Genomic DNA, 21,361 nt, shown 5'->3' with positions numbered 1-21,361 from the left:
GTACCGCTATGCCATCGTCCGGCGCAACAGGCGCCAACCCGCTTCCGCTGAACAGCGTCGTCAGCATACTCGCTTCGATGTTCTGCTTTGCTGTGGTGGATGCATTGGCGAAGACGGTTGCGCTGCAATATCCGGCTAATGAAGTGACATTCTTCCGGATGCTGTTCGGCCTGGTGCCGGCAGTGGCGATGTGCTGCCGGGGTCGCATTTCCCTAGCTGAGCGTTTGGCCAATATCGATGTCAAAGGTCAGACTCTGCGTGCGCTTACGCTTCTCGGTGCTTCAGGATTCTTCTTTGCAGGCTTGCCTTACGTTCCATTGGGCGAAGCGGTGGCGCTCGCGTATTCGGAGACGCTGATTGTCATCCTGCTCGCGCCGCTGATCTTGAAAGAGCGATGGACAGCAAGTGGAGTTGCAGCAGCGCTCGTTGGATTCTGCGGTGTGCTGCTCGTGGTGCGTCCGGGCGGCGGTCCTTCTAGCTGGCTCGGTCCGACGTTCCTGCTCCTGAGCGCCTTCTTCGGTGCGTTATCTATCGTTCAGATCAAGCGCATACGGTCTACCGACGATTCGGCGACAACGGTTCTGTTTTTCACTCTCGTTGGGACGTTTGTTACCGGCTTTACCCTCGTAATCGGCTGGCGAACGCCGTCCGTGGCGGCGCTGTTGGTCATGGCACTGCTCGGCGCGTTCGCGACCGCAGGACAACTCCTGATGACGGTCGCCTTTCGCCAGGCGGACACTGGGAAGCTTGCGCCGTATAACTATACGAGCATCGTATGGGCGGCGCTGTTCGGTTACGTCATCTGGGGCGAGACGATTCAACCGCTGTCGTTCGCGGGAATTGCGCTCATCGTCGGAAGCGCTATCGCGGTCGCGGTGCGGCGGAAAGATAAAGAGGGACCGCTGGCTTGATGAGTTCTCGGTCAGCGCGGCTTCATGAGCGATGATCGGCAATCACATCCCGCATGATGGAATTGAAAATCTCCGGGCGCTCCAAGGGCACGTAGTGTCCACATCCGGGAACAACGTAGAGACTTCCGTTTCGAGCCGAATCGGCCTGTGCGGCGCTCGTTTTTAGACCCGGCAAATTGTCATCTTCGCCGGTGACCACGATAACTGGACCGGGAAATGTAGAGAGAACCTGATCGCGACTCGGACGGCTATGAAAGACGCTTACCCCTCGGGATACCTCATGCGGTGACTGAGATAGCGCTATTCGCCTCGCTTCCCGGATCGCGTGAATGGAGACCGTGTCTGAAAGCAATGGCGCCCAAAAGAGCCGCCAGGCCTCTTCCAATCCTTGGCCCTCAAGCGTATCGAGAACGGAAGCGTGAAGCGCGGCATCTGGACGATGCTGGGCCTTGGTTCCGATAAGAACCAACGCCGCGACACGATCAGGCACAGCGGCGGCCACTTCAAGCGCACAGGAGCCTCCAACCGAGCAACCGACCACAATCAGACGATCGCCTTTCACGAGGCGTAGGACCTCGGCCGCCCATGTTTCTATCCGATCGCCCAAGGGGTATAGCGTCGGCGCATAGGTCCGGCCTGGAAGAAGCTCCATTTGCGCGCTCCACATCGAGCCATCAAGCGGAAGCGCATGCAGAAGGAGAAGTTCAGGTTTTCCTCTTTTGGTCATGTAAGCCACTCTCGAATAGCGCTCTTGAACGGTTGTTCAAGCCATCGTGCTAAATTGATAGTCAATGAATTGTGAGCCCAAGGCCTGCGACGTCTTGGTCATTCACCGCAAGTCAATACTCGCCCGAAAAAATGGAGAACACTACTCTCGTCATCCCGACCGATCGTTGTTCACTCAGGCCGGCTACATCTTACGATTACGACGCACTGCTTGTGGGGATTGGCGCGCCTGAGTTTCCCCACGAACTTCCACTTGCTGGCTTGCTTCGGCAAGGAAGATTGAAGAGCTGGTTGGAGTCGGTCCTTGCGATGTCGGCGAGTGGGCGAGCTTATATATTCTCGATCGACCTCCAGACTGGAGAGCGTTGCATCGGCCAAGTATCGCTCGTGCAAAAAGACCAATCCGAAAGCTGGAATCTGGCGTTCTGGCTGCACCCTTCCTATTGGGGCGCAGGCCTTGCCTTCGAAACGGCGGCGGCCGTCATTCGCTACGCGTTCACCGTCCTGGCGATAAAAGACATTTGGGCAGGTGCCGCACTTTGGAACCAAAGTAGCCTCAATACACTCATCAAGCTCGGCCTGCAACCGATCGCGAAGAACGATGCCACACACACGCCGGACACTGTGTGCGCCTTTTCGATTTCGCGTGCGCATTGGTTGCAAACTTATTCGTGATCAGACACCTGGCCGCCTCGCACTTGCTCACAGGGAACATCGCAATGTTGATTGCTTTCGGAGGTCTGCCGGGAACCGGAAAGACGACGATCGCGCAAGCGCTCGCCCGCAAACTCGCCGCGGTATATCTACGCATTGATACCTTGGAACAGGCACTTATCGCATCCGGGGACGCCGGCGCGGATATTGGACCTGCCGGCTATCTCGCGGCATATGCGGTCGCGGCCGACAATCTACGCCTCGGCCTGACTGTCGTCGCAGACTCGGTCAACTCGTTGCATATTACGCGTAGCGCGTGGAGAAACGTTGCGCTCGAGGCAGATGTGCCGATCTTCGAGATTGAGGTAATTTGTTCGGATGCCGCGACGCACCGTCAAAGAGTCGAGGGACGAAACGCCGATATTCCCGGTCACAAGCTACCGACATGGAAAAACGTACTTGAACGTCAATACGATCCATGGGAATCGGAACATCTCGTAGTCGACACGGCTAACGTTTCGATTGAGCAGGCTGTCGAGACCATCGTCAGTCGTCTGTCGATGCCGCCTCAGAAAATTTAAATTCCTCGTCGCACTAATAGATTCGCATTTTCGATCACGCAAGACCTATCGACGCAACTCCCCCGGCCCCTTCCCCGTCCACCGTTTCAGCGCCCGCCGAAAATTCGCAGGGTCGCTGAACCCGAGCAACATCGCGATATCGTCGGTACTCATACTGGTCGTCTTCAGATATTCGGTCGCGAGCGAGCAACGCACGTCATCAACAATCGCCACAAACGAAGTGCCCTCAGCTTCGAGACGCCGCCGCAAGGTCCGGCTAGTCATCTTCAACGCATCCGCAACGATTTCCATGCTCGGAAACTCGCCGGGCTTACGCATCAACACCTGATAGACCTCACCCGAAACACCCGCCGAAGTCTTCGCCTGGCCAATCAACCTGTCACACGTTTCCTGCAATAGCGTCGCCGTTAGCCGATGCGCTAGCTGAGGCTTTTGTTCAAGGATGCCACTGTCGTAATGAAGCTCGCATTGCGGTTGATCGAAGTAGCACGGACAACCCAGGTACTCCGAATAGATGTCCGCGTGCGCGGGCGCCGGATACGCAAAGCACGCCTTGGTCGGTGGGCAGGTGTGACCGGCAACGTCCTGTAAATGGGTCACGTGCTGCGTGAACTGTTGCTCGATCAGGAACTGACCCAGCTCGCGTGAGGGCGTGGAGATAAACGCATCGGGAAACGTCCAGATGCCCTCGTCGGCATACTCGGTCCATTCGATGGTAAGCGTAGGTGTCGCAAGCCGGTGGTACTTCACGCCAAGCCGGAAATAGTCACGCAGGGAAAGGCAGGACATCAGCGCATAGCCGTACATCCCGTAAGCGGACAGGTGCAATCGCGACCCGGTGATAAACGGCGTCGCGGAACTGCACCCCAGCAAGATCGCATTTCTGCAGACAGCAACGTATTGCCGGACCGAGGTCAACGCCGAGGCGTCGTAAATCTTGTCGGCGTCGACACCGCTGTCTTTCAGGCTCTGTTCGGGCGCAATACCCTGCTCGCTGAGCACTTCGACCAGCGCGGCGATCTTGTAAGGCGCGTAGATGCGCTCGTTCAGTAACGGCAGTTTCGATGACACCGCTTCACCTCAGAATGTCCTGCAACCACATCCAGCTGTCCGAAAATGACCTTACGGGCGCAATCGTATCCCACTAGTATCGATATCACAACAGGCCACTCCATCGATTGGCCAGCCAACGATTCTGGAGACACGCTTGCTCAATCGCAAAGTCATCATTTCATGCGCGATTACCGGTGCAACGCATACGCCGTCGATGTCTGAATATCTGCCGTTGACGCCATCGCAGATTGCATCTCAATCGATCGAGGCTGCCGAGGCCGGCGCCGCAATTCTCCATCTGCACGCGCGCGACCCCAGCGATGGCCGCCCGACGCCATCGCCCGATGTGTTCAGGCAATTCGTGCCGGCAATTGTCGAAGCGACCGATGCGGTTATCAACATCACGACCGGCGGCAGCACCAAGATGACACTCGCGGACCGGCTCGCCTATCCGCGACTCGCCAAGCCGGAGATGTGCTCGTTGAACATGGGCTCGATGAACTTCTCGATTCACCCGATCGCCGCGAGAATCTCGTCGTGGCGATACGACTGGGAGAAGGACTACGTCGAAGGGATGGAAGACACGATCTTCCGCAATACCTTTAAGGACATCAAAAGCATCCTGCTCGAACTGGGCGAGCACGGCACGCGTTTCGAGTTCGAATGTTACGACGTCGGTCACCTGTACAACCTCGCACATTTCGTCGATCAGGGTCTGGTCAAACCACCGCTTTTCATTCAGTCGGTGTTCGGGATTCTCGGTGGAATCGGCGCCGAGCCGGAGAACATGACAGTCATGCGCGCCACGGCAGACCGTCTTTTCGGGCGCGAAAACTACCAGTTTTCAATTCTCGGCGCAGGCCGCCATCAAATGGCTTTCGTGACGATGGGCGCGATCATGGGTGGAAACGTCCGGGTCGGCCTGGAAGATAGCGTCTTTCTTTCGAAGGGCGTGAAAGCCGAAACAAATGCTCAGCAGGTGCGCAAGATTCGACGCATTCTCGAAGAGCTTTCCTTCGAGATCGCTACACCAGCAGAAGCGCGACAAATGCTTGGTCTGAAAGGCGCTGACAAGGTCAACTTTTGAGCGCGGCCTTTTAGCAGTAGCAGTAGTTGAATGTAGCAGTGTGCCGGCGTCGGAGATCACGCCGGTCGTTCAGAGCTAACAAAAACAACGATGAACAATCATCCCCGGAGGAGACATCATGGCAACCCCAACAATGGGTGGCAGCAGTAGCGAATTACACCGCGTCGCGACGCATAAGGCGATGTTGCGGCTGATCCCGCTCATGTGCGCGATCTATTTCATGTCGTACCTCGATCGCACGAACGTGTCGCTAGCGAAGGCGCGGCTTGCTGCCGATCTGGGCATCAGTGCCGCCGCATATGGGCTGGGTGCAGGCATTTTCTTCATCGGATATGCACTGCTCGAAGTGCCAAGCAATCTTGCAGCTCACCGAGTCGGGCCGCGCCGCTGGATCGCGCGAATTGCGGTCACATGGGGCGCACTGTCCGCTGCGATGATGTTCGTGCAGGGCGAATGGTCGTTCTATACGATCCGCGTGTTGCTTGGTGTCGCCGAAGCGGGTCTGTTTCCCGCGCTGATGTACATGGTGACGCTGTGGTTCGCGCCGAAAGACCGTTCGGTGGCTGTGGGGTGGATTTACGTCGCGCCTGCTCTTGCACTGGTAATAGGCAATCCGGTGGGCGGCGCCTTCATGCAGATGGACGGCTTCGCCGGCCTGCACGGATGGCAGTGGCTATTTCTACTCGAAGGACTCCCTACGATCGTCGTCGGCGTGATTCTGTGGTTCAAGCTGCCGGAGAAACCGTCGGACGCGCGCTGGTTGTCGAATGACGAAGCGCGGATTCTCGAGGCACGCGCAATTCCGGATGCCGCACACGCCAGCATCTTTTCGGACGATTGGGTCGCAGCGTTGAAAAGCCCCGCTACCGTGCTTACCGGGCTAATCTATTTCCTGAATCAGGTGGCGTTTGTCGGTCTCGTCTTCTTCACTCCGGCGATGATCCAGCAAATGCACGTGAAGTCTCCGTTAATGATTGGGGTGCTTTCGAGCAGTGTCGGCATCGGCTTTCTGCTTGGTGTCCTGATACTGCCGCGCATTCATCGCCGGGTAACCAACGATTGCATCTATCTCGCCGTTTTGACCGCCGGCCTGATTGTCAGCGCGATCCTGTTCATCTCGTCGGACTGGCTGCCGGTGCAACTTGCCCTATTCGTCGCCACAGCTTTCTTCGCAGGCGGTGTGTTGCCTTTGTACTGGGCGATTTCGATGAAACGGCTGCACGGCATTCAGGCCGCCGCAGGATTGGCCTTTATCAACACCCTCGGATTGACTGGCGGATTCGTAGGTCCGTATCTTTTCGGACTGGCGGAAAGCGCATCTGGGAAAAGTGCGTCAGGCTTTTCGGTGATCGTCGGCGCGTCGGTTCTGGGACTTATCATCGTGCCAATGTTGGCAAAAGCGATCCAGTCCGAAGGGCGTACGGCCAGTCTGAGCGAACCCCTGTTGAATGTAGAACAATGAGCCTGGGACCCGCATCGCATCGCGTTGAAGCGATGCGCGTTACCCCGATGATCAACGCTCACCATCAAGGAAATGTATGAGGACAGCTGACCTTCTCAAACCGTCCCCCGGACTTCGCGTATTGATTTCGGGCGCAGCGACTGGCATCGGCGCTGCGATTGCGCAGGCGTTTCTGGAAGTGGGTTCCAACGTCTACATTTGCGACATCGACCCCGCAGCCGTCGACAAGGCGAAAACCGACAATCCGCAACTCCATGTAGGCGTTGCTGACGTTGCAGACCGTGAACACGTGGACCGGATCGTCGACGACGCGCACGCCAAACTCGGCGGCCTGGACATCCTCATCAACAACGCAGGAATCGCCGGACCGACCGGGGCCGTGGAAGACATGGACGCGGACCAATGGGACCGTACCATCACGACGAACCTCAACAGCCAGTACTATTTCCTCAGGAAAGCGGTGCCGGTGCTAAAGAAAACGTCGTCGGACCCATGCATCATCGCGATGTCTTCGGTGGCGGGACGACTGGGCTATCCGTATCGCACGCCTTATGCGTCCACCAAATGGGCCATCGTCGGCCTGGTCAAATCTTTGGCAATCGAACTTGGCCCGAACAACGTGCGCGTCAATGCGATCCTGCCAGGCGTCGTCGAAGGGGAACGCATGAATCGCGTCATCTCCGCGCGTGCGGATGCTCTCGGCGTCAGCTTCGACACGATGAAAGGCGAATACCTCGAGAAGATCTCGCTTAGACGCATGGTGACAGTCCAGGACATCGCCGCGTTGACGCTCTTCCTGGCGTCGCCCGCAGGCCGCAACATCTCGGGTCAGGCAATCAGCGTCGACGGGAACGTCGAGTATCTTTGACGCCTGATCGCCCTCTATAAGCGCCTCACCGCCAGCGCGCCATCGCCTCAAAGACACCGTCACGTCTAACCAGCGCGTGCAACAGCGCCGCTGCCAGATGCAGAACGATCAGCGCAAAGAAACACAGCGCGAGGGCCCTGTGCGCGTTCCAGAGCAGCGTGTGCAAGCCGTTGCTATGCGGCAGGATCGATGGCAGACGTACCCCGAAGACCACGACGGGATAATCCGCGGCCGATAACATGCCCCATCCGATCAACGGCAGCCCGATCATCAGCAGATAGAACGCGAGATGCGAAAGGCGCGCGGCGAGTTTCATCGGTTCCGGCATCGAGGCCGGCAGCGGAGGCGCGCCATACGCCAACCTGACCACGAGACGAACCAACGCCAGCACGAGAATAACGATACCCAGCGGCTTGTGGATGGACACCAGCGAGAGATAGTCGGGGCGGACAGTCGACACCATCCCGACACCGATAAACAGCATCGCCAGAATGCAGATTGCCATGAGCCAGTGAAGCGCGCGCTGCAACGGTGTGAAGCGATCATGGATCGGATTCATGGCGTGGCTCCTGCCGCTGGGGTGTGCGGATAGTCCTTATCCTCAGCGGTCCGCCGGTCGAACGAGACGGCATAGGCGGCTGAGCGGGCGGCCGGAAACGGATCGTCCGACACGTGCATGCCTGGCGGCAGGACGGTGGGGTCAAAGTTGAGATCGCGACACGGCCCGTCAGGTTCAGGCTCAATGGCGCTGACCACCAGCGTGCCCGCTTCCACCTTGCGTCGATCCTCCGGCCAGGCCTTGGTGGGGTCGGCGGTCGGATCGCCAGGATTGGCCACGGTGATGACAAGCGTCCATCGTTGCGGCGCGCTGTGCACCCGCTGCGTGATATCCGTGTCGAGGAAGTCATCGCCACGCGCCTTCAACTGGTCAGGGGACACAGCCTCGGGTTGCGCCGCGGGCACAAAGGACCAGCGCACGGCCTGGTCCTGTCCCGCCTCATTGGTGAAGATGAAGCTATTGAGGCTGTTGTACCGCTCTTGCGCAAAAGAACCCGTCCATGGCGCGCTGCCGGCCCACGCGACGAAATTGCCGAACTCCGGGTTCGCGGCGATAAAGTTCTTCATGGCATCCGGATCGCTCTTGTCAGCCGAAGCCTTTAGCAGACCGTAGAAGGCCTGCGGCGTGGAGACCGCGAAGAAAGGCGCGTCGATCATGGCGGTGCGCCATTCGCTACCATCCGGTGCGACGATGCGCAGACTGAGGCCGCGCACCCGCACCGTGGCGTCTGGCGCCTTGGGGTCCGCTGTAGCCAGATTGAAACGCCCGGTGACAGGGAACGAGCCGGCCGCGAGCATCGGCGCCCTGGAAAGCGCCGCGGCCGTGCCATTCGATTCGAAAGTGCCGGTAAAACAGATACCCTTGGCATGATTGCGCCGGAAGCCGAGCGCGGCGCCGCCCGGTGGCGCCAGGGCGTTGACGATCCTGGCCGGCGTCAGGCGGTCTGGCGAGAGCCAGCCGGCCGTAAAGGCGAAGGCCGCGACCAGCACGACCACGACAACTGCAATCAGGACCAGCGAACGCGCCGTGGACGCGTTGGAAGTCGGTCGGTCGGCCATCGATCTCTCCCGAACAGTGATTCGGCTGAGTAGAAATCTAGCAGTGCGGCGACAATAGTGCCATTGATCTGTGGACCGCGCCACGTTGGCGTGCGGGTGCCGCAGTCCGCGAACCCGCCATGAGCGGCCGGCCCGGCTAACAGACACCCCTAAGACTAGCGTCCCCGCGAAGACATCCGCATAGTATGGACAAAATTCCCGACCTTGCGTCAACCTGCGTTGACAGCATGGGCCCGTCCCTCAGCCTTCCACCTTCGACATGACCGCCGTACTCGGGTCATACCGGTAGCCCTTCTGCGCAAGTTGCTGGGCCATCGTCGCGCCGATCAGCCGTTGCTGCGCATCCCGTGCGATCAACTCGTGATCCGGCTTGAGCCGTTCCAGTTCCGACGAGAGCCGCCGTACCAGCGCAACTTCTCCGGTGCTGCGTGCATCGATGAACAAGATCTTCTCGCTAGCCTGGCCAAGCCGTTGTCGAAGCTCCTTCGCGTGCGCCACCCATTGTTCGGCATTAGTGCGCAGTTCGCTGAGCGCCTTTGCGTGGGCTTTGGCCTGGGCCGATATCTGGCGTTGCAACGCGCCGACTTCGTCCGCGCTCTCCGTGCCGTCCGATGGCGCACCGGTTGGCCGCCCAGGTTGATCGTCTTTGGCGGCAGCATCGGCCTGCTCCGCAAGACGCTGCTCCAGTTCCGCGGCATGCCGTTCGGCCGCCTCGGCCCGCTCCCGCGCGGCAGAGGCGTCCTGCGAAAGCCGGTCCAGTTCCGCGCTAGTTGCCGTTTTCGCTTCGCTCAACGCGCTGACCTGCTTGCGGGTCTCGTCGAGTTCATCGGTGATGCGCCGCAATTCGTCGATTTGAGCCGATGCCCCATCGATTCGCGCCGCAGCGTTTTCGCGTTCCGCCGCCAGTGCCGCGCGCGCCTCGTTCAGTTCCATCTCCAGCGCGGCGAGTCGCGCGAAGCTCTCGTTCGCCTGCGAGGTGGCGGCGTCAACGCGAGAAGAGGTCGCACTGAGTTCATCAGACAGCCGGTTCGCTTCGTCATACTTCGCCTGAGAAGCGGCGCTTAGCGTTGCGACCTCCTGCCGTGCTGACTCGTACTCCTGAGTGATCCGCGCTATTTCATCGTTTTTGCTGGCAATAACCGCAGTCAATTCGTCATGTGTTCTGCGTTCATCTTCGAGCGAGGCCTTGGTGGCTTCCAGATTGCCCTCTTCCACCGACACACGCTGGGCAAGTTCCTCCACGCGAGCCTCGGCTGCCTGGGCGCGCGACGTGAGCGAGCCTGACTCCTGCAGCAACCGGTTCAGTTCGGATGACTGCGTTTGACACGTGTCGCGCAACGTCGCGACCTCCTGCCGCTGTGCATCGTATTCCTGACTAATCCGCGCTATTTCGTCGTTCTTGCCCGACACAACCGCGGCCAACTCTTCACGCGCCCTGCGCTCTTCTTCAAGTGTCGTCTGTGTAGCGGCAAGATTGGCCTCTTCCACCGACGCGCGCTGCATGAGCTCCTCGACACGCGTTTCCGCGGTTTGCGCACGCCATGCCAGTGAGCTTGACTCGTTTAGCAGCCGGTTCACTTCGTCTGACTTCGCCTGGCAGGCATTGGTCAGCGTGGCAGCTTCCTGCCGCGCAGCATCGCGCTCCTGAGCGGTTTGCAAGACCTCATCGCTCTTGCTTGCGAGAGCCGCCGCCAACGCTTCGCGCGCCTTGCGTTCTTCTTCAAGCGAAGTCCGGGTGAGTTCCAGATTCGCCTCTTCCACCGACGCCCGCTGCACAAGTTCCTCGATACGCGCCTCGGCAGCTTGCGCGCGCCACGAAGCCGCGCTCGATTCCGCTGACAGCCGGTCCACTTCGTCCGACTTCGCCTGGCACGTGGCGCTCAAAGCCGCGATCTCCTGCCGTGCGTCATCGCGTTCCTGAGTGAGCCTCGCTATGTCGTCGCTCTTGCTGGAGACAACCGCCACCAGGTCTTCGCACGCCTTGCGTTCCTCGTCGAGCGACGCCTTCGTGGCTTCGAGATTCGCCGTGTCCACCGATGCCTGCTGCACCAGCTCCGCTATACGCGCCTCAGCCGACTCGGCCCGCGCTGTGGCCTCGCTCGACTCCTGCGACCACCTTTCCGCTTCCTGCGATTTCGCCTGACAGGTCTCACCCAACGTCGCGACTTCCTGGCGCGCGGAATCACGCTCCTGGCTGATCTGCACTATCTCATCGGTCTTGCTGGCGACAACTGAGGCCAATTCCTCGCGCGCTGCGCGTTCCTCGTCGAGCGATATTTTCGTCGCTTCCAGGCTGGCCTCGTCAATCGACACACGCTGTGCGAGTTCTTCGACGCGCGCCTCAGCCGCCTCGGCGCGACTCGTCGCCGCCGTGAGTTCCGAACCCAGTTGTGCGGCGGTCTGTTCCGCAGCGCTCAGCGCATTCGTCAGGGCATCAAGCCGCTCGCGCTGCGCCTCGACTTCTTCGAACATCTTCTGGTACTCAGCATGCGCCTCGTCCCGATCCGCGAAGGCAGACTCCAGATGCTGGCCCATTACCGTCAGGCGCTGGTTAAACGCCTGCTCTGCCGTCTCCTGGGATGCGGTCCAGATCCGGGAGGCGGCGCTCATCACGGTTTCAGCGAGGCTGCCCGGCAAGCCGGTCTGCAGTTGCAGTTCGAGGGTTTTGTCCTCGCGCGCTTCGCGCCAGCGTTGCAAGGCCGCGACGATCGCAACCAGCGATCCTCCGCGAACCTCCGACCAGATCGTTACCGGGGAGACCCGTTTGCCTTCTTCGACCATGCGGTCCGCGATTGCTGCAACCTGTTCATCGGTGATTGTGTCTGCGTCCGTGGACATAAGCGCCTCAAAAATCGATGTAAGCGGGCGAAAGATAATCCGATACGTTACTACGATCAACAACGTATCCGATGAAAGGAAATAACGTTTGCCGTGAGTTTGCCTCAAAGGCCGAAAACCTTACGAATTCCCTTCTTCTTTTCACCTGATTGCCTGGTGGCTTCCTCGTCCGCCTGTGCCAGCCAGCGGCCCTGTCGAAGGGCCGACGGGCATACTTTATAGGCATACCCGCCAACCTACAAAGTCTTTTCCCTAGCCATTCCCGCCCGCCAGATCACGCATTTCTTGTCCGAAAGCGACCAAGTCGCGTGAGCGGGACCAAGCACCGGGGGCCGATAACGCAAACGGTATCGGCCCATACGGTTTGCTGATTGGAGCCAGCCGGTTTCCGTCCGTACACTGGTCGCTTTGCGCACGCGAATCCACCTCGCGTTGCACAATGCCGGAACAGACGCCGGTAACGACAATGAATGGCCGCCAAAGGCCATGCGAACGGAGACAAGCTTTGGACGAACCCAGCATTCCCGTATCCGCTGCTGCTGCAGGAACCACCCGCCTCAACTACCGTTGGCATGTCGTGATCTGGCTGCTAATCGGCGGCATCATCAACTACATGGACCGCGCGAGCCTGTCGATCGCCGCGCCCGGCATGATTCACGAACTCGGCCTGACACGCACGCAGATCGGCCTGCTCGGAAGCGTGTTCGCGTGGACGTATGCGGTGATGCAATTGCCCGCAGGCTGGGTGATCGACCGCTTCGGCGCGAAGCGCGCGTACGCGATCGGCATGATCTGGTGGAGCGTCGCTACGTGGCTAACGGGTGTAGTAGGTTCGATGTCCGGCTTGCTGGTCATGCGCGCCTTGCTTGCCGTCGGCGAAGCACCGTGTTGGCCGACCTCCGCGAAAATCACCGCGGCATGGTTTCCGGCCAAGGAGCGCGGCTTTGCGACCGGCGTGTGGGATTCGTCGTCAAAGTGGGGACCGGCGCTTGCGCCGGCCATGCTCGTCGCGCTGATGATCGCATTCGGCTGGCGCTCGCTGTTCCACGTGACAGGCGCGTTCGGCATCGCGTTTGCGCTGTTGTTCCTGATGCTGTATCGCAACCCGGTGGACAGCCGGCGTCTCTCGAACGAAGAACGCGCCTACATCGAAGCGGGTGGCGGCGGTCATGAACGCTCGCTGACGACGTCGTCAGTCAAGTGGCGTTCGCTGTTCACGCGCCGCAGCGTCTGGGGAATGATCCTCGGCTACTTCTGCACCATCTGGCTCTGGAACATCTTTCTGGTGTTTTTACCGCTGTATCTGCTCGATCGCTTTCACATCTCGTTCGCACAACTGGGCGTGTATGCGGGCATCCCGTGGGCCGGCGGCGCGGTCGGCGAGATCGCGGTCGGCTATCTGGCGAAGAAAATCGTCGATCGCCATCTCGCGGCGCCGATCGATGCCAAGCGGTTACTGATTGCCTGCTGCGCGACAGGCGCCGCCGTGTGCGCGGTCGCGTTGCCCTTCACTCACTCCCTCAACGTGACGCTGACGTTGTTTACCGTTGGTCTCGCCTTCGTGTCTGCCGTGGTTGGCTCGGCGTGGGCCCTCGCGGCCGATATCGCACCGTCGTCGATGGTCGCGTCGGTGAGCGCAATCCAGAACTTCGGCGGTTACTTTGGCGGGGCTTTTTCACCGGTCGTGGCCGGGTTTATCGTCGACCGCACCGGTTCGTACGCCCTCGCCTTCATCTCGGGCGGCATCATTGCCGGCTGTGCGGCGCTGTTCTATTGGTTCATGGCCCGCCGGCCGATTATCGATGAGGGGATCGAACCCGCTGCCTGATGCCGGATCGGCGTAAATCCTGCATACTCATTCTCCATCTTCCGGGAGATCAGCCATGTCACAATCATCCGCGGCGCGGCGCGCCGCCTTTCGCGAGGCCGTCCAGCAACGCCGCGCCCTGCTCATGCCCGGCGCCTTCAATGCAATGAGCGCACGCGTCGTCGCGGATGCCGGTTTCAGCGCGCTCTATATCACCGGCGCGGGCGTCACGAACATGTCGTTCGGCTTGCCCGACCTCGGCTTTATCGGCCTGAGTGACATTGCGGAACACACCTCACGGATTCGCGACGCCGTGGATCTGCCGCTCGTCGTCGATGCGGACACTGGCTTTGGCAACGCGCTCAACGTGCGTCAAACGGTGCGGACGCTCGAGCGGGCCGGCGCCGACGCGATCCAGCTCGAAGATCAGGTCAGCCCCAAGAAATGCGGCCATTTCGCAGGCAAGGCCGTGATTTCGACGAGCGAGATGGTCGGCAAACTACACGCCGCTGTCGACGCGCGTGAAGATGCGAATTTCCAGATCGTTGCGCGCACCGATGCATGCGCTGTTCATGGCTTCGAGGCGGCCATCGAACGCGCGCATCGTTTTGCCGAGGCGGGTGCGGACATTCTGTTTGTCGAGGCGGTCGAGACCTTCGACGAAATCAAACGCCTGCCGACCCTGTTGAGCACGCCGCAGCTGATCAACATCGTGGTAGGTGGCAAAACCCCGGTCATGCCGCAGAGCGCACTCGCGGAGCTGGGGTTCGGCATCGTGCTGTATGCGAATGCAGCGTTGCAGAGCGCGGTGCTCGGCATGCAAAAAGCACTTGCCGTGCTGCGCGACGAAGGCAAGCTCGACGAAGACCCGACCTTGTTGGCTCCGTTCAACGAGCGCCAGCGCCTGGTCGACAAGCCGCTGTTCGATCGCCTCGACAAACAATACGCCGCAGATAACGACTGACCGTGCACGCCTAAGCCGCGTCGTTTAGCAGCTGGTCGGCAGAGACCACAGTGCAATATTCTCCATGCAGGTTCGCGAGCGATATGGCGTGGACGTCTTCCGCGCTCCACATGCGGCCGTTCCAGGCCGCGCGGCCGAATGTAAAGCAGCCATCCTCGACAAGGTAGGTCTCGAAGCCGAGATTACCTGCCATGCGCACCGTGGCTTCGATGGAGTTATTTGTAATCACGCCGACAACTACGAGCACTGTATGGCCGCCCTCACGCAAGCGATCCTCCAGACCTGTGCCAATGAACGCGTTGTTGGTGCGCTTCGGAATAACCGGCTCTCCGGGTAACGGAGCGACTTCGGGTTTGAAATCGTGGCTCGACTGTCCAGGGCGATAGTGGGAAGCAGGCTCAAGGGAATCATGCCGCACATGCCATACCGGCCACTTCTCTTTACGCCAGCGAGTCAACAGTCGACCGATTTGCGCCTCAGCAGAAGGGTTGTTCCGAACACCCCAGTCAGGATGATCAATCGCCTTTTGCAGGTCGATCAGAAGGAGCACGGCGCCTTGGGTCGAAGATGTGCGCATAGACCACACCCTTAATTGAACCGGGAGAATGAAGTATAGCCAGGGAAAAGTCTCGTACGAACAGGACCCGCTGCATCAAGAACCTACCACACCCAAAAACCTGCCCGTGCTATGGTCATACGCCATCGGTGCATGCGCCCGCGCCATCTAACCGCAATCACAACATTCGTCATCAGCGATGAATCGCCCGAGCCTTTCCTTCCGACAGCCGCGCGCCAACTGGTTGCTTCGCTCGCTCTACGTCCTCGTCCTGATCCTCGCCGCGATCGTACTCGCGGCCTGGCTGACGCTACGCGCCAGCCTCCCGCAACTCGACGGCACGCATAACGCAGCAGCCCTCTCCGCCGCGGTCACGGTCGAACGCGATATGCTCGGCGTACCCACCCTGCATGGCAATACACGGGCGGACGTAGCCTATGCCACCGGCTTCGTGCACGCGCAGGATCGCTTCTTCCAGATGGACCTGTTGCGCCGCGTCGCGGCAGGCGAGATGGCCGCGCTAGTCGGGGCGCCCGCGCTTGACCTCGACCGTCGCAACCGGCCGAACCGTTTCCGCGAACGCGCCCGCGCGCTGATCGACGCCATGCCCGCCGACCAGCGCGCGTTGATCGACCGTTACACAGCGGGTGTCAACGACGGCCTGGCGTCGCTCGCTTCGCGTCCATTCGAATACTGGGTACTGCGTACCCAGCCGGCCGCCTGGCGGCCCGAGGATACCCTCCTCGTCGTCTACGCAATGTACTTCGACCTCCAGTCAGGCGAGGTCAGCCGCATTCTTTCGCGCGCGGCGCTGCGCCAGCGTGTACCCGCCGATCTGTTCGCGTTCCTGCTGCCAGCAACAAGCCATTGGGACGCACCGTTCGACGTCGCCAAGCCTCCCCCCGTCGACCTCGCGACACCGCCCGCCACTCGCCCCGACTGGCTCCGCGCGTCGAAGACCGCAAGCATTGCGTTGCCTGCGACGGATCTCGCCTACAGCGACCTGATGGCCGGCAATTCGATGATCGGCAGCAACGGCTGGGCGGTCGATGGCGCACACAGCGCGCAAGGCGGCGCGCTCCTCGCGAGCGACATGCACCTGGGGCTCTCGCTGCCCAACATCTGGTATCGCCTGTCGCTCACGTGGCCAGGTGCGGACGGGCATCCGCGGCACATAACCGGAGTCAGCCTGCCTGGTGCGCCGCTCGTCATCGCCGGCAGCAACGGGCAGATTGCCTGGGGCTTCACCAACAGCTACGGCCGCTTCATCGACCTGATCGAACTGCAGCGCAACCCCGCTGATCCGCTGCAATACAAGACTCCCGACGGTAGCTGGCAAAGTGCAACGGTGCATCACGAACACATCGACGTGAAGGGTGGCGCATCGGTCGACCTGGCGGTCGCCGATACGCAATGGGGTCCCGAGATCGTGGTCGGTTCGCACACTTTTGCGTTGCGCTGGGTTGCCCACGACGCGCAGGCCGTCAACGTCAACCTGCAGCGACTCGAAGACAGCACCAGCGTCGAGGACGCGCTGCATACGGCGCAAACCAGCGGCATTCCAACGCAGAACTTCATGGTCGCCGATTCGCACGGCAAGATAGGCTGGACGCTGGCTGGACCGCTGCCGCACTGGACCAGCGGCGCGACAGCCGCGAGCAACTCGTTCGACGATCTGCCCTTTGATTCCGCCACCTACCAGGGCTGGCAAGGCTATCTCGAACCGGCGAATTACCCCTCGCGAATCGCCCCGCCGCTTGGACGCTTGTGGACCGCGAACAACCATACGCTGCCACCCACCGAAGCGGGGCTGCTTGGCGATGCCGGCGCCGACCTCGGTGCGCGTGCGTCGCAGATTCGCGATGACCTGCTCGCGCTGCCACATGCAAACGAGCACGACATGCTGGCTATCCAGACCGACGACCGCGCGCTATGGATGGACAGTTGGCGCCGTCTCGCCCTCTCTGCGCTCGATGCCGATGCGTTGCGCGACCATCCGCAGCGCGCCGAATTCCGCAGTCAGGTGCTCGCATGGAACGGCCGCGCCGATGCAGACGCCATTGGCTACCGTCTCGTTCGCGCGTTCTATTTCTCGCTGTACGACGCATGGTTCGGCAAGCTCGACAAGGATATCCCGGCGAGCTTTGGCAATAACGCAGACAACCCGCAGACGGGTTTTCGCGCTGCAAGTTCACGCTACGAAGCGGTCATGGAAGCGCTCGCCGCCCATCAGGCATGGGTGCCGGATGGCGTCGCCAACTGGCGTGCCTTCATGCTCAACCGTGTCGACCACGCAATCGACCAGTTGCCACCGGACGTGAACGTATCGGATGCGCGTTGGGGCGATCGCAACCGCGCGGCCATCGAACATCCGTTCGCGCGGATCGTCCCAGGCTGGCTACCGTGGATACGCGGCTGGCTCGCTGCGCCACGCGATCCGCTGCCGGGCGACTTCAACATGCCGCGCGTGCAGGCACCTTCGTTCGGCGCGTCCGAGCGGATGATCGTGTCGCCGGGACGCGAGCAGGAGGGTATCTTCGAAATGCCGGGCGGGCAGTCCGGCAATCCGCTCTCACCGTACTTTCTGGCGGGACATGAGGCGTGGGTACATGGCGACACCACGCCGTTCTTGCCGGGTGCTACGGTGCATCGGCTTGAACTCGTGCCACAGGTGCATTGACCGCGCAGCAATCTTCGAGCGAACGAAGATGCGGACCGCCTGTGCCTAGTTCGACGTCACTGCCGGCAAGAACGACCACCAGCAAACCTGATCGAGCGCCGAGGTCGCGACCGACGGACTGAACCCCGCCGCGACGCTGGCATTCCAGCCGTTTTGCGCGTCCGTGCTATCCGAGCAACTGCTGACGTAGTCGAGTGTCCCTGTGAAGAAAGCGCTGCGCGGCAACTGCGCCTCCGTGCTCTTCCACGTCTGCAGCTCTTGCAACAGCGAACTATCGAGCGACGGCAGGAATACCTGTTCGGCGAAGTTGCCATCGACGAGCATGGGGAACGACACGCCGCCGCTTGAACCGCTGAGGGCCGAGGTCGGCGCATTGTTCAGCATGATCGTCAGGTTTGGGAATTCCGTGCGCAGCTGCGCGACCAGGTCCAGACCGCCTTGCGCGCAAGCGGCATCGCACGGGCCCTGCGCTGCATTCGCGCCGTGGCCCACGATTTCGATGTTATCCAGCATGAATCCATCGACACCCGTCGCCGCAAGGCGCGACGCAACGTAGTTGACGATCAGGTTCTGATAGGCTGCATTGCCGACGTTCATCCAGTACTCGTCCGAGTAGCCGCTGTACTGGCCGAGCTGGGCCGCTGTATTCGCGCCGCAGGACTCGAAGCCGGTGGGCACCGTTGTCCAGTAGGTTCGCCAGGTCTCGCAGGCGCCGACGTTCAGATAGCTGAGCACCTTCGCCCCTTTTGCCTTGAGCGCGGTAATCTGCGCGGGCGTGAAGTTGGGACTGCCCGTGCCCGGATCGGCGTCGATGACGATCACGTTGAAGCTCGAAGCCAGTTGGCTAGGATTGGTTTGTGCCGCGGTGCCGTAGTACACCGCCCACACCGCAGAGGCCGGAAGGTTTCGCGCGGCCGCAATCGATACATTGGTCGAGCCGTTCAGCGTGACCGCACCGGTGGCGCTGGAAGTCGTGCTGGCACTGCCGGTGGAACTGCCGGAAGCGCTCTGTGCGCCTCCGCCGCCACCGCACGCGCCTGACAATGCCGCGAGGAATAAAGCAGCCCCAAAGAAGCAGCGAGCAAATAGTGAGCGCATGATTTATCTGGTTGGAGTCTTCTACAACATGGCATGCGCGGCGGGCCGCCGCGCGCCGCAAATGTAGCAGTGCGCGGGCGGCCTCAGCAACTCGGGTGAATCAGAATGCAGAAGTATAGATAGCCAATGCATCGGCCTCCGAAACGACCCGGGGATTATTGACGAGCAAGCGCGTCTGCAGCATCGCGTCGCTGGCCATCCGTTCGAGACCGCTACGTTCGATGCCCACCGCCCGCAGCGTCGCAGGTATCCCCGTCGCGGCAATCAGGTGTTCCACATGCTCGATCAAGGCCTGGGTACGGCTAGCATCGCTACCGCTCGCTGCCGGCACGATCACACCGGCTAGTTCGGCGTACAGATGCGCCGCCGCCTCCGCGTTGAAGCGCAGCACGTGCGGCAGCACGAGTGCGTTGGAAAGACCATGCGGCACATGATAGATACCGCCGATCGGATAGGCCAACGCATGCACCGCCGCCACCGGCGAGTTGGCGAAGGCCTGACCGGCAAACGTCGCGCCGAGCAGCATCGCCTCGCGCGCCGCGCGGTCCTGGCCATTCTCGCAGGCAGGCAGCAGATTGCTCGACAGCAATTGGAGCGCTTTCACGGCAAGCATGTCCGAGATTGGGTTCTTCAGACGCACCGACGTGTACGCCTCGATGGCATGCACCATCGCATCGATGCCGGTCGCCGCGGTCGCAGCGGCAGGCAGTCCGAGCGTGAGTTCTGCGTCCAGAATGGCCAAATCGGCGATCAGTTGCGGCGCCACGACGCCCATCTTTTTCGCTTCGCCAACGGTGACGATCGAAACCGCGGTCACTTCGGAGCCCGTGCCTGCCGTCGTGGGCATCTGCACGAGCGGCAAGCGCGCCACTTCGACCTTGTTGACGCCGTACATTTCGCCGAGCGTTTGCAGGTCTTGCGGCACCAGCACGGCCAGCAGCTTCGCCACGTCCATCGAGGAGCCGCCGCCCAGGCCCAGCACAATCTCGGCGTTTGCGTCACGCGCCCACGAAGTGGCTTCCAGCACGATATGTTCGGGCGGATCGGCGATCACATCGTCGATCACGGTGACCTGCCAGCCGTGGGCGGCGAGATCGGCCAGGGCGGGATTCAACAGACCGCTGCGATGCAGAAAGCTATCCGTGACAACACACAGGCGCGTCAGCGCCGGAAACTGCTCACGCAGCAAACTGCCGAGGCGACGTGCGGCGCCATATTCGACGACGAGCGTCGGCACGGTCTGAAAGCGGAATGTGTTCATGGTGATGTCTCCTCCGGTACCATATAGCCTGAGATTTCGAGGCGAATTTCAACATGATACGCAAGACACTCAACGCGTCCCAGCTACAGCAGGAAGTGAACCGGCGACTGCATCGTCTTCAGGAAGTCGTCGAAGACGGCGTCAAGATTCGCGTTCCTCGTCCGCAGCTGCAAGAGCCCGACAAAACCGGCTGCAATTGGGATATGAAGCACTTCGGCAACGCCGCAGGATTCGAGCGGGACATTGCAGCAGTGCTCCAGGCGGTACGCGCTGAATACAATCTGCGCACGGAAGCAAAGGAAGCGGAAAACCCCTTCGGCGACTTTCCGGGCGACTGAGTTGCGCTGAGTTGCAAATTGCAAACAATCGCAAAGAATTGACTGAGCGTCGCAGACGGTCAGGGCTCGCGCGAGAATTTATCGAGGCTGATGCCCAGTTCCGCAGCCATATGCTCGACGAGCGTCTGAAGGCGCACCAACTCCTCGCCCTGACGCTTCACTTCCGCTCGCAGTGTCTCGACCTCGGCGAATGCCGCTGGGTCTTCCGCAACGCCGCCACGCGCGGCCTCTTCGCTCACGCTGACTTCTCCGCACAACAGATGCGCCCAGCGATGCTCTCGTCCACCCGGCGCACGCGGCAGCTTCACCACGCGTGCCGGTTCGTGCGCCGCAAGTTCATCCAGAAACACTTCAACCGACGAGATATCAGCGAAGTCATGCAGGCGCGAACTGTTCAGGCGCAATTCCGCGGCCGTTTGCGGACCGCGCAGGATCAACACCGTGAGCAGTGCGGCGGACTGGCTCGGAATGCCCAGCACGCGATTCATGTTGTGCTCGAAACGCGGCACGCGGCTGCTGCTGCCTTCCAGCACGAGACTGAGGCGTTTCATACTATCGATGGCGGTGAGCACCTCGGCCTCGCTGACGTTCATCACCGGAGCGCGCGCGGTTTTCTGGTTGCAACCGGCGGTGAGCGCGTTGAGCGAAAGCGGATAGGTGTCCGGCACCGTGTGCTGTTTCTCGACGAGCACACCCAGCACGCGCGCTTCGATGGGCGTCAGGGAACGCATGGCGGGGCGCGGGATAGCGTCAGGGGTGGTATTCATAGATGACTTCGCTTCGGGCAGCGCCAGACGGGCCACCCTGATCGTGAGCCTGACGGGAATGTCGGGCGAAGATCACTATGATATCCGGCATGG

General features: G+C 61.0%; 19 protein-coding genes. 10 read left to right on the top strand and 9 right to left on the bottom strand.

Annotation, left to right across the window (positions count from 1 at the left end; all coding sequences use genetic code 11):
* The first annotated feature begins 8 nt into the window (after positions 1-8).
* Positions 9-911: a DMT family transporter gene (locus tag P3T24_RS12300; RefSeq protein ID WP_429434874.1), complete on the top strand. Its 903-nt coding sequence runs from the start codon at positions 9-11 to the stop codon at positions 909-911.
* Between the two features lie 22 nt (positions 912-933).
* On the opposite strand, the gene P3T24_RS12295 is transcribed toward P3T24_RS12300, so the two are convergent.
* Positions 934-1,638, bottom strand: a complete 705-nt coding sequence (locus P3T24_RS12295) for an alpha/beta fold hydrolase (RefSeq protein ID WP_429434872.1) — start codon at positions 1,636-1,638, stop codon at positions 934-936.
* Positions 1,639-1,769: 131 nt separating this feature from the next.
* Between P3T24_RS12295 and P3T24_RS12290 the strand changes: the two genes are divergently transcribed.
* Both P3T24_RS12290 and P3T24_RS12285 read left to right on the top strand, forming a co-directional pair.
* A complete protein-coding gene (locus P3T24_RS12290) occupies positions 1,770-2,312 on the top strand; it encodes a GNAT family N-acetyltransferase (RefSeq protein WP_429434869.1) in 543 nt (180 codons plus the stop codon).
* 44 nt (positions 2,313-2,356) lie between these two features.
* On the top strand, positions 2,357-2,872 hold the full coding sequence (locus P3T24_RS12285) for an AAA family ATPase (RefSeq protein WP_429435306.1): 516 nt from the start codon (positions 2,357-2,359) through the stop codon (positions 2,870-2,872).
* A 45-nt stretch (positions 2,873-2,917) separates the two neighbouring features.
* Here P3T24_RS12285 and P3T24_RS12280 read toward each other — a convergent pair whose 3' ends face one another.
* A complete protein-coding gene (locus P3T24_RS12280; RefSeq protein ID WP_429434866.1) occupies positions 2,918-3,943 on the bottom strand; it encodes an AraC family transcriptional regulator in 1,026 nt (341 codons plus the stop codon).
* A 136-nt stretch (positions 3,944-4,079) separates the two neighbouring features.
* On the opposite strand from P3T24_RS12280, the gene P3T24_RS12275 reads away from it, so the two are divergent.
* The 3 genes from P3T24_RS12275 (at position 4,080) to P3T24_RS12265 (ending at position 7,342) form a co-directional block, all read left to right on the top strand.
* Positions 4,080-5,012 carry a 3-keto-5-aminohexanoate cleavage protein gene (locus P3T24_RS12275; RefSeq protein ID WP_429287345.1) on the top strand — a complete coding sequence of 311 codons (933 nt, stop codon included), beginning with the start codon at positions 4,080-4,082 and terminating at the stop codon, positions 5,010-5,012.
* Positions 5,013-5,130: 118 nt separating this feature from the next.
* Positions 5,131-6,474 carry an MFS transporter gene (locus tag P3T24_RS12270; RefSeq protein WP_429434864.1) on the top strand — a complete coding sequence of 448 codons (1,344 nt, stop codon included), beginning with the start codon at positions 5,131-5,133 and terminating at the stop codon, positions 6,472-6,474.
* 76 nt (positions 6,475-6,550) lie between these two features.
* Entirely contained in the window at positions 6,551-7,342 is a 792-nt protein-coding gene (locus tag P3T24_RS12265; protein WP_429434862.1) for an SDR family oxidoreductase, read from the top strand.
* Between the two features lie 25 nt (positions 7,343-7,367).
* Here the strand turns inward: P3T24_RS12265 and P3T24_RS12260 are convergent, their stop codons facing one another.
* The 3 genes from P3T24_RS12260 to P3T24_RS12250 all read right to left on the bottom strand — a co-directional run bounded on the left by P3T24_RS12260 (position 7,368) and on the right by P3T24_RS12250 (position 11,797).
* The gene (locus P3T24_RS12260; protein ID WP_074267027.1) at positions 7,368-7,901 is read right to left on the bottom strand and encodes a cytochrome b; all 534 of its coding nucleotides are present in this window, start codon (positions 7,899-7,901) and stop codon (positions 7,368-7,370) included.
* Positions 7,898-8,959 (bottom strand): catalase family peroxidase, encoded by a 1,062-nt coding sequence (locus tag P3T24_RS12255; protein ID WP_429434860.1) that lies wholly within the window; start codon positions 8,957-8,959, stop codon positions 7,898-7,900. The genes P3T24_RS12260 and P3T24_RS12255 overlap by 4 nt, the downstream gene beginning before the upstream one ends.
* A 240-nt stretch (positions 8,960-9,199) precedes the next feature.
* A complete protein-coding gene (locus P3T24_RS12250; protein ID WP_429434858.1) occupies positions 9,200-11,797 on the bottom strand; it encodes a DNA-binding protein in 2,598 nt (865 codons plus the stop codon).
* Positions 11,798-12,302: 505 nt separating this feature from the next.
* Between P3T24_RS12250 and P3T24_RS12245 the strand changes: the two genes are divergently transcribed.
* A complete protein-coding gene (locus P3T24_RS12245) occupies positions 12,303-13,625 on the top strand; it encodes an MFS transporter (protein ID WP_429434855.1) in 1,323 nt (440 codons plus the stop codon).
* 55 nt (positions 13,626-13,680) lie between these two features.
* Complete coding sequence (locus P3T24_RS12240) at positions 13,681-14,568, top strand: isocitrate lyase/PEP mutase family protein (protein WP_074267023.1); 888 nt, start codon at positions 13,681-13,683, stop codon at positions 14,566-14,568.
* Between the two features lie 10 nt (positions 14,569-14,578).
* On the opposite strand, the gene P3T24_RS12235 is transcribed toward P3T24_RS12240, so the two are convergent.
* Entirely contained in the window at positions 14,579-15,145 is a 567-nt protein-coding gene (locus tag P3T24_RS12235) for a cysteine hydrolase family protein (RefSeq protein ID WP_429434852.1), read from the bottom strand.
* Positions 15,146-15,323: 178 nt separating this feature from the next.
* Between P3T24_RS12235 and P3T24_RS12230 the strand changes: the two genes are divergently transcribed.
* Positions 15,324-17,804: a penicillin acylase family protein gene (locus tag P3T24_RS12230; RefSeq protein ID WP_429434850.1), complete on the top strand. Its 2,481-nt coding sequence runs from the start codon at positions 15,324-15,326 to the stop codon at positions 17,802-17,804.
* Between the two features lie 45 nt (positions 17,805-17,849).
* Here the strand turns inward: P3T24_RS12230 and P3T24_RS12225 are convergent, their stop codons facing one another.
* Positions 17,850-18,902 carry an endo alpha-1,4 polygalactosaminidase gene (locus P3T24_RS12225; protein WP_429434847.1) on the bottom strand — a complete coding sequence of 351 codons (1,053 nt, stop codon included), beginning with the start codon at positions 18,900-18,902 and terminating at the stop codon, positions 17,850-17,852.
* A 100-nt stretch (positions 18,903-19,002) separates the two neighbouring features.
* A complete protein-coding gene (locus tag P3T24_RS12220) occupies positions 19,003-20,163 on the bottom strand; it encodes an iron-containing alcohol dehydrogenase (RefSeq protein WP_429434844.1) in 1,161 nt (386 codons plus the stop codon).
* Positions 20,164-20,216: 53 nt separating this feature from the next.
* Here P3T24_RS12220 and P3T24_RS12215 point away from each other — a divergent pair, with 53 nt between their 5' ends.
* Positions 20,217-20,501, top strand: a complete 285-nt coding sequence (locus tag P3T24_RS12215) for a hypothetical protein (protein WP_074267019.1) — start codon at positions 20,217-20,219, stop codon at positions 20,499-20,501.
* 59 nt (positions 20,502-20,560) lie between these two features.
* Here P3T24_RS12215 and P3T24_RS12210 read toward each other — a convergent pair whose 3' ends face one another.
* Positions 20,561-21,268 carry a YceH family protein gene (locus tag P3T24_RS12210; RefSeq protein ID WP_074267018.1) on the bottom strand — a complete coding sequence of 236 codons (708 nt, stop codon included), beginning with the start codon at positions 21,266-21,268 and terminating at the stop codon, positions 20,561-20,563.
* Positions 21,269-21,361: the final 93 nt, after the last annotated feature.

Origin of the sequence: Paraburkholderia sp. GAS33 (assembly GCF_050436645.1) — a bacterium.
GTDB lineage: Bacteria > Pseudomonadota > Gammaproteobacteria > Burkholderiales > Burkholderiaceae > Paraburkholderia > Paraburkholderia phenazinium_B.
Note: the sequence above shows the minus strand (reverse complement) of the source record. Positions and strands in the feature narration are given on the sequence as shown.

Excerpts from the sequence above, each read along its gene's own strand:
- P3T24_RS12300 (WP_429434874.1), top strand. The coding sequence starts at position 9 with ATGCCATCGTCCGGCGCAACAGGCGCCAACCCGCTTCCGCTGAACAGC.
- P3T24_RS12295 (WP_429434872.1), bottom strand. The coding sequence starts at position 1,638 with ATGACCAAAAGAGGAAAACCTGAACTTCTCCTTCTGCATGCGCTTCCG.
- P3T24_RS12290 (WP_429434869.1), top strand. The coding sequence starts at position 1,770 with ATGGAGAACACTACTCTCGTCATCCCGACCGATCGTTGTTCACTCAGG.
- P3T24_RS12285 (WP_429435306.1), top strand. The coding sequence starts at position 2,357 with ATGTTGATTGCTTTCGGAGGTCTGCCGGGAACCGGAAAGACGACGATC.
- P3T24_RS12270 (WP_429434864.1), top strand. The coding sequence starts at position 5,131 with ATGGCAACCCCAACAATGGGTGGCAGCAGTAGCGAATTACACCGCGTC.
- P3T24_RS12265 (WP_429434862.1), top strand. The coding sequence starts at position 6,551 with ATGAGGACAGCTGACCTTCTCAAACCGTCCCCCGGACTTCGCGTATTG.
- P3T24_RS12260 (WP_074267027.1), bottom strand. The coding sequence starts at position 7,901 with ATGAATCCGATCCATGATCGCTTCACACCGTTGCAGCGCGCGCTTCAC.
- P3T24_RS12255 (WP_429434860.1), bottom strand. The coding sequence starts at position 8,959 with ATGGCCGACCGACCGACTTCCAACGCGTCCACGGCGCGTTCGCTGGTC.
- P3T24_RS12250 (WP_429434858.1), bottom strand. The coding sequence starts at position 11,797 with ATGTCCACGGACGCAGACACAATCACCGATGAACAGGTTGCAGCAATC.
- P3T24_RS12240 (WP_074267023.1), top strand. The coding sequence starts at position 13,681 with ATGTCACAATCATCCGCGGCGCGGCGCGCCGCCTTTCGCGAGGCCGTC.
- P3T24_RS12235 (WP_429434852.1), bottom strand. The coding sequence starts at position 15,145 with ATGCGCACATCTTCGACCCAAGGCGCCGTGCTCCTTCTGATCGACCTG.
- P3T24_RS12230 (WP_429434850.1), top strand. The coding sequence starts at position 15,324 with ATGAATCGCCCGAGCCTTTCCTTCCGACAGCCGCGCGCCAACTGGTTG.
- P3T24_RS12225 (WP_429434847.1), bottom strand. The coding sequence starts at position 18,902 with ATGCGCTCACTATTTGCTCGCTGCTTCTTTGGGGCTGCTTTATTCCTC.
- P3T24_RS12220 (WP_429434844.1), bottom strand. The coding sequence starts at position 20,163 with ATGAACACATTCCGCTTTCAGACCGTGCCGACGCTCGTCGTCGAATAT.
- P3T24_RS12215 (WP_074267019.1), top strand. The coding sequence starts at position 20,217 with ATGATACGCAAGACACTCAACGCGTCCCAGCTACAGCAGGAAGTGAAC.
- P3T24_RS12210 (WP_074267018.1), bottom strand. The coding sequence starts at position 21,268 with ATGAATACCACCCCTGACGCTATCCCGCGCCCCGCCATGCGTTCCCTG.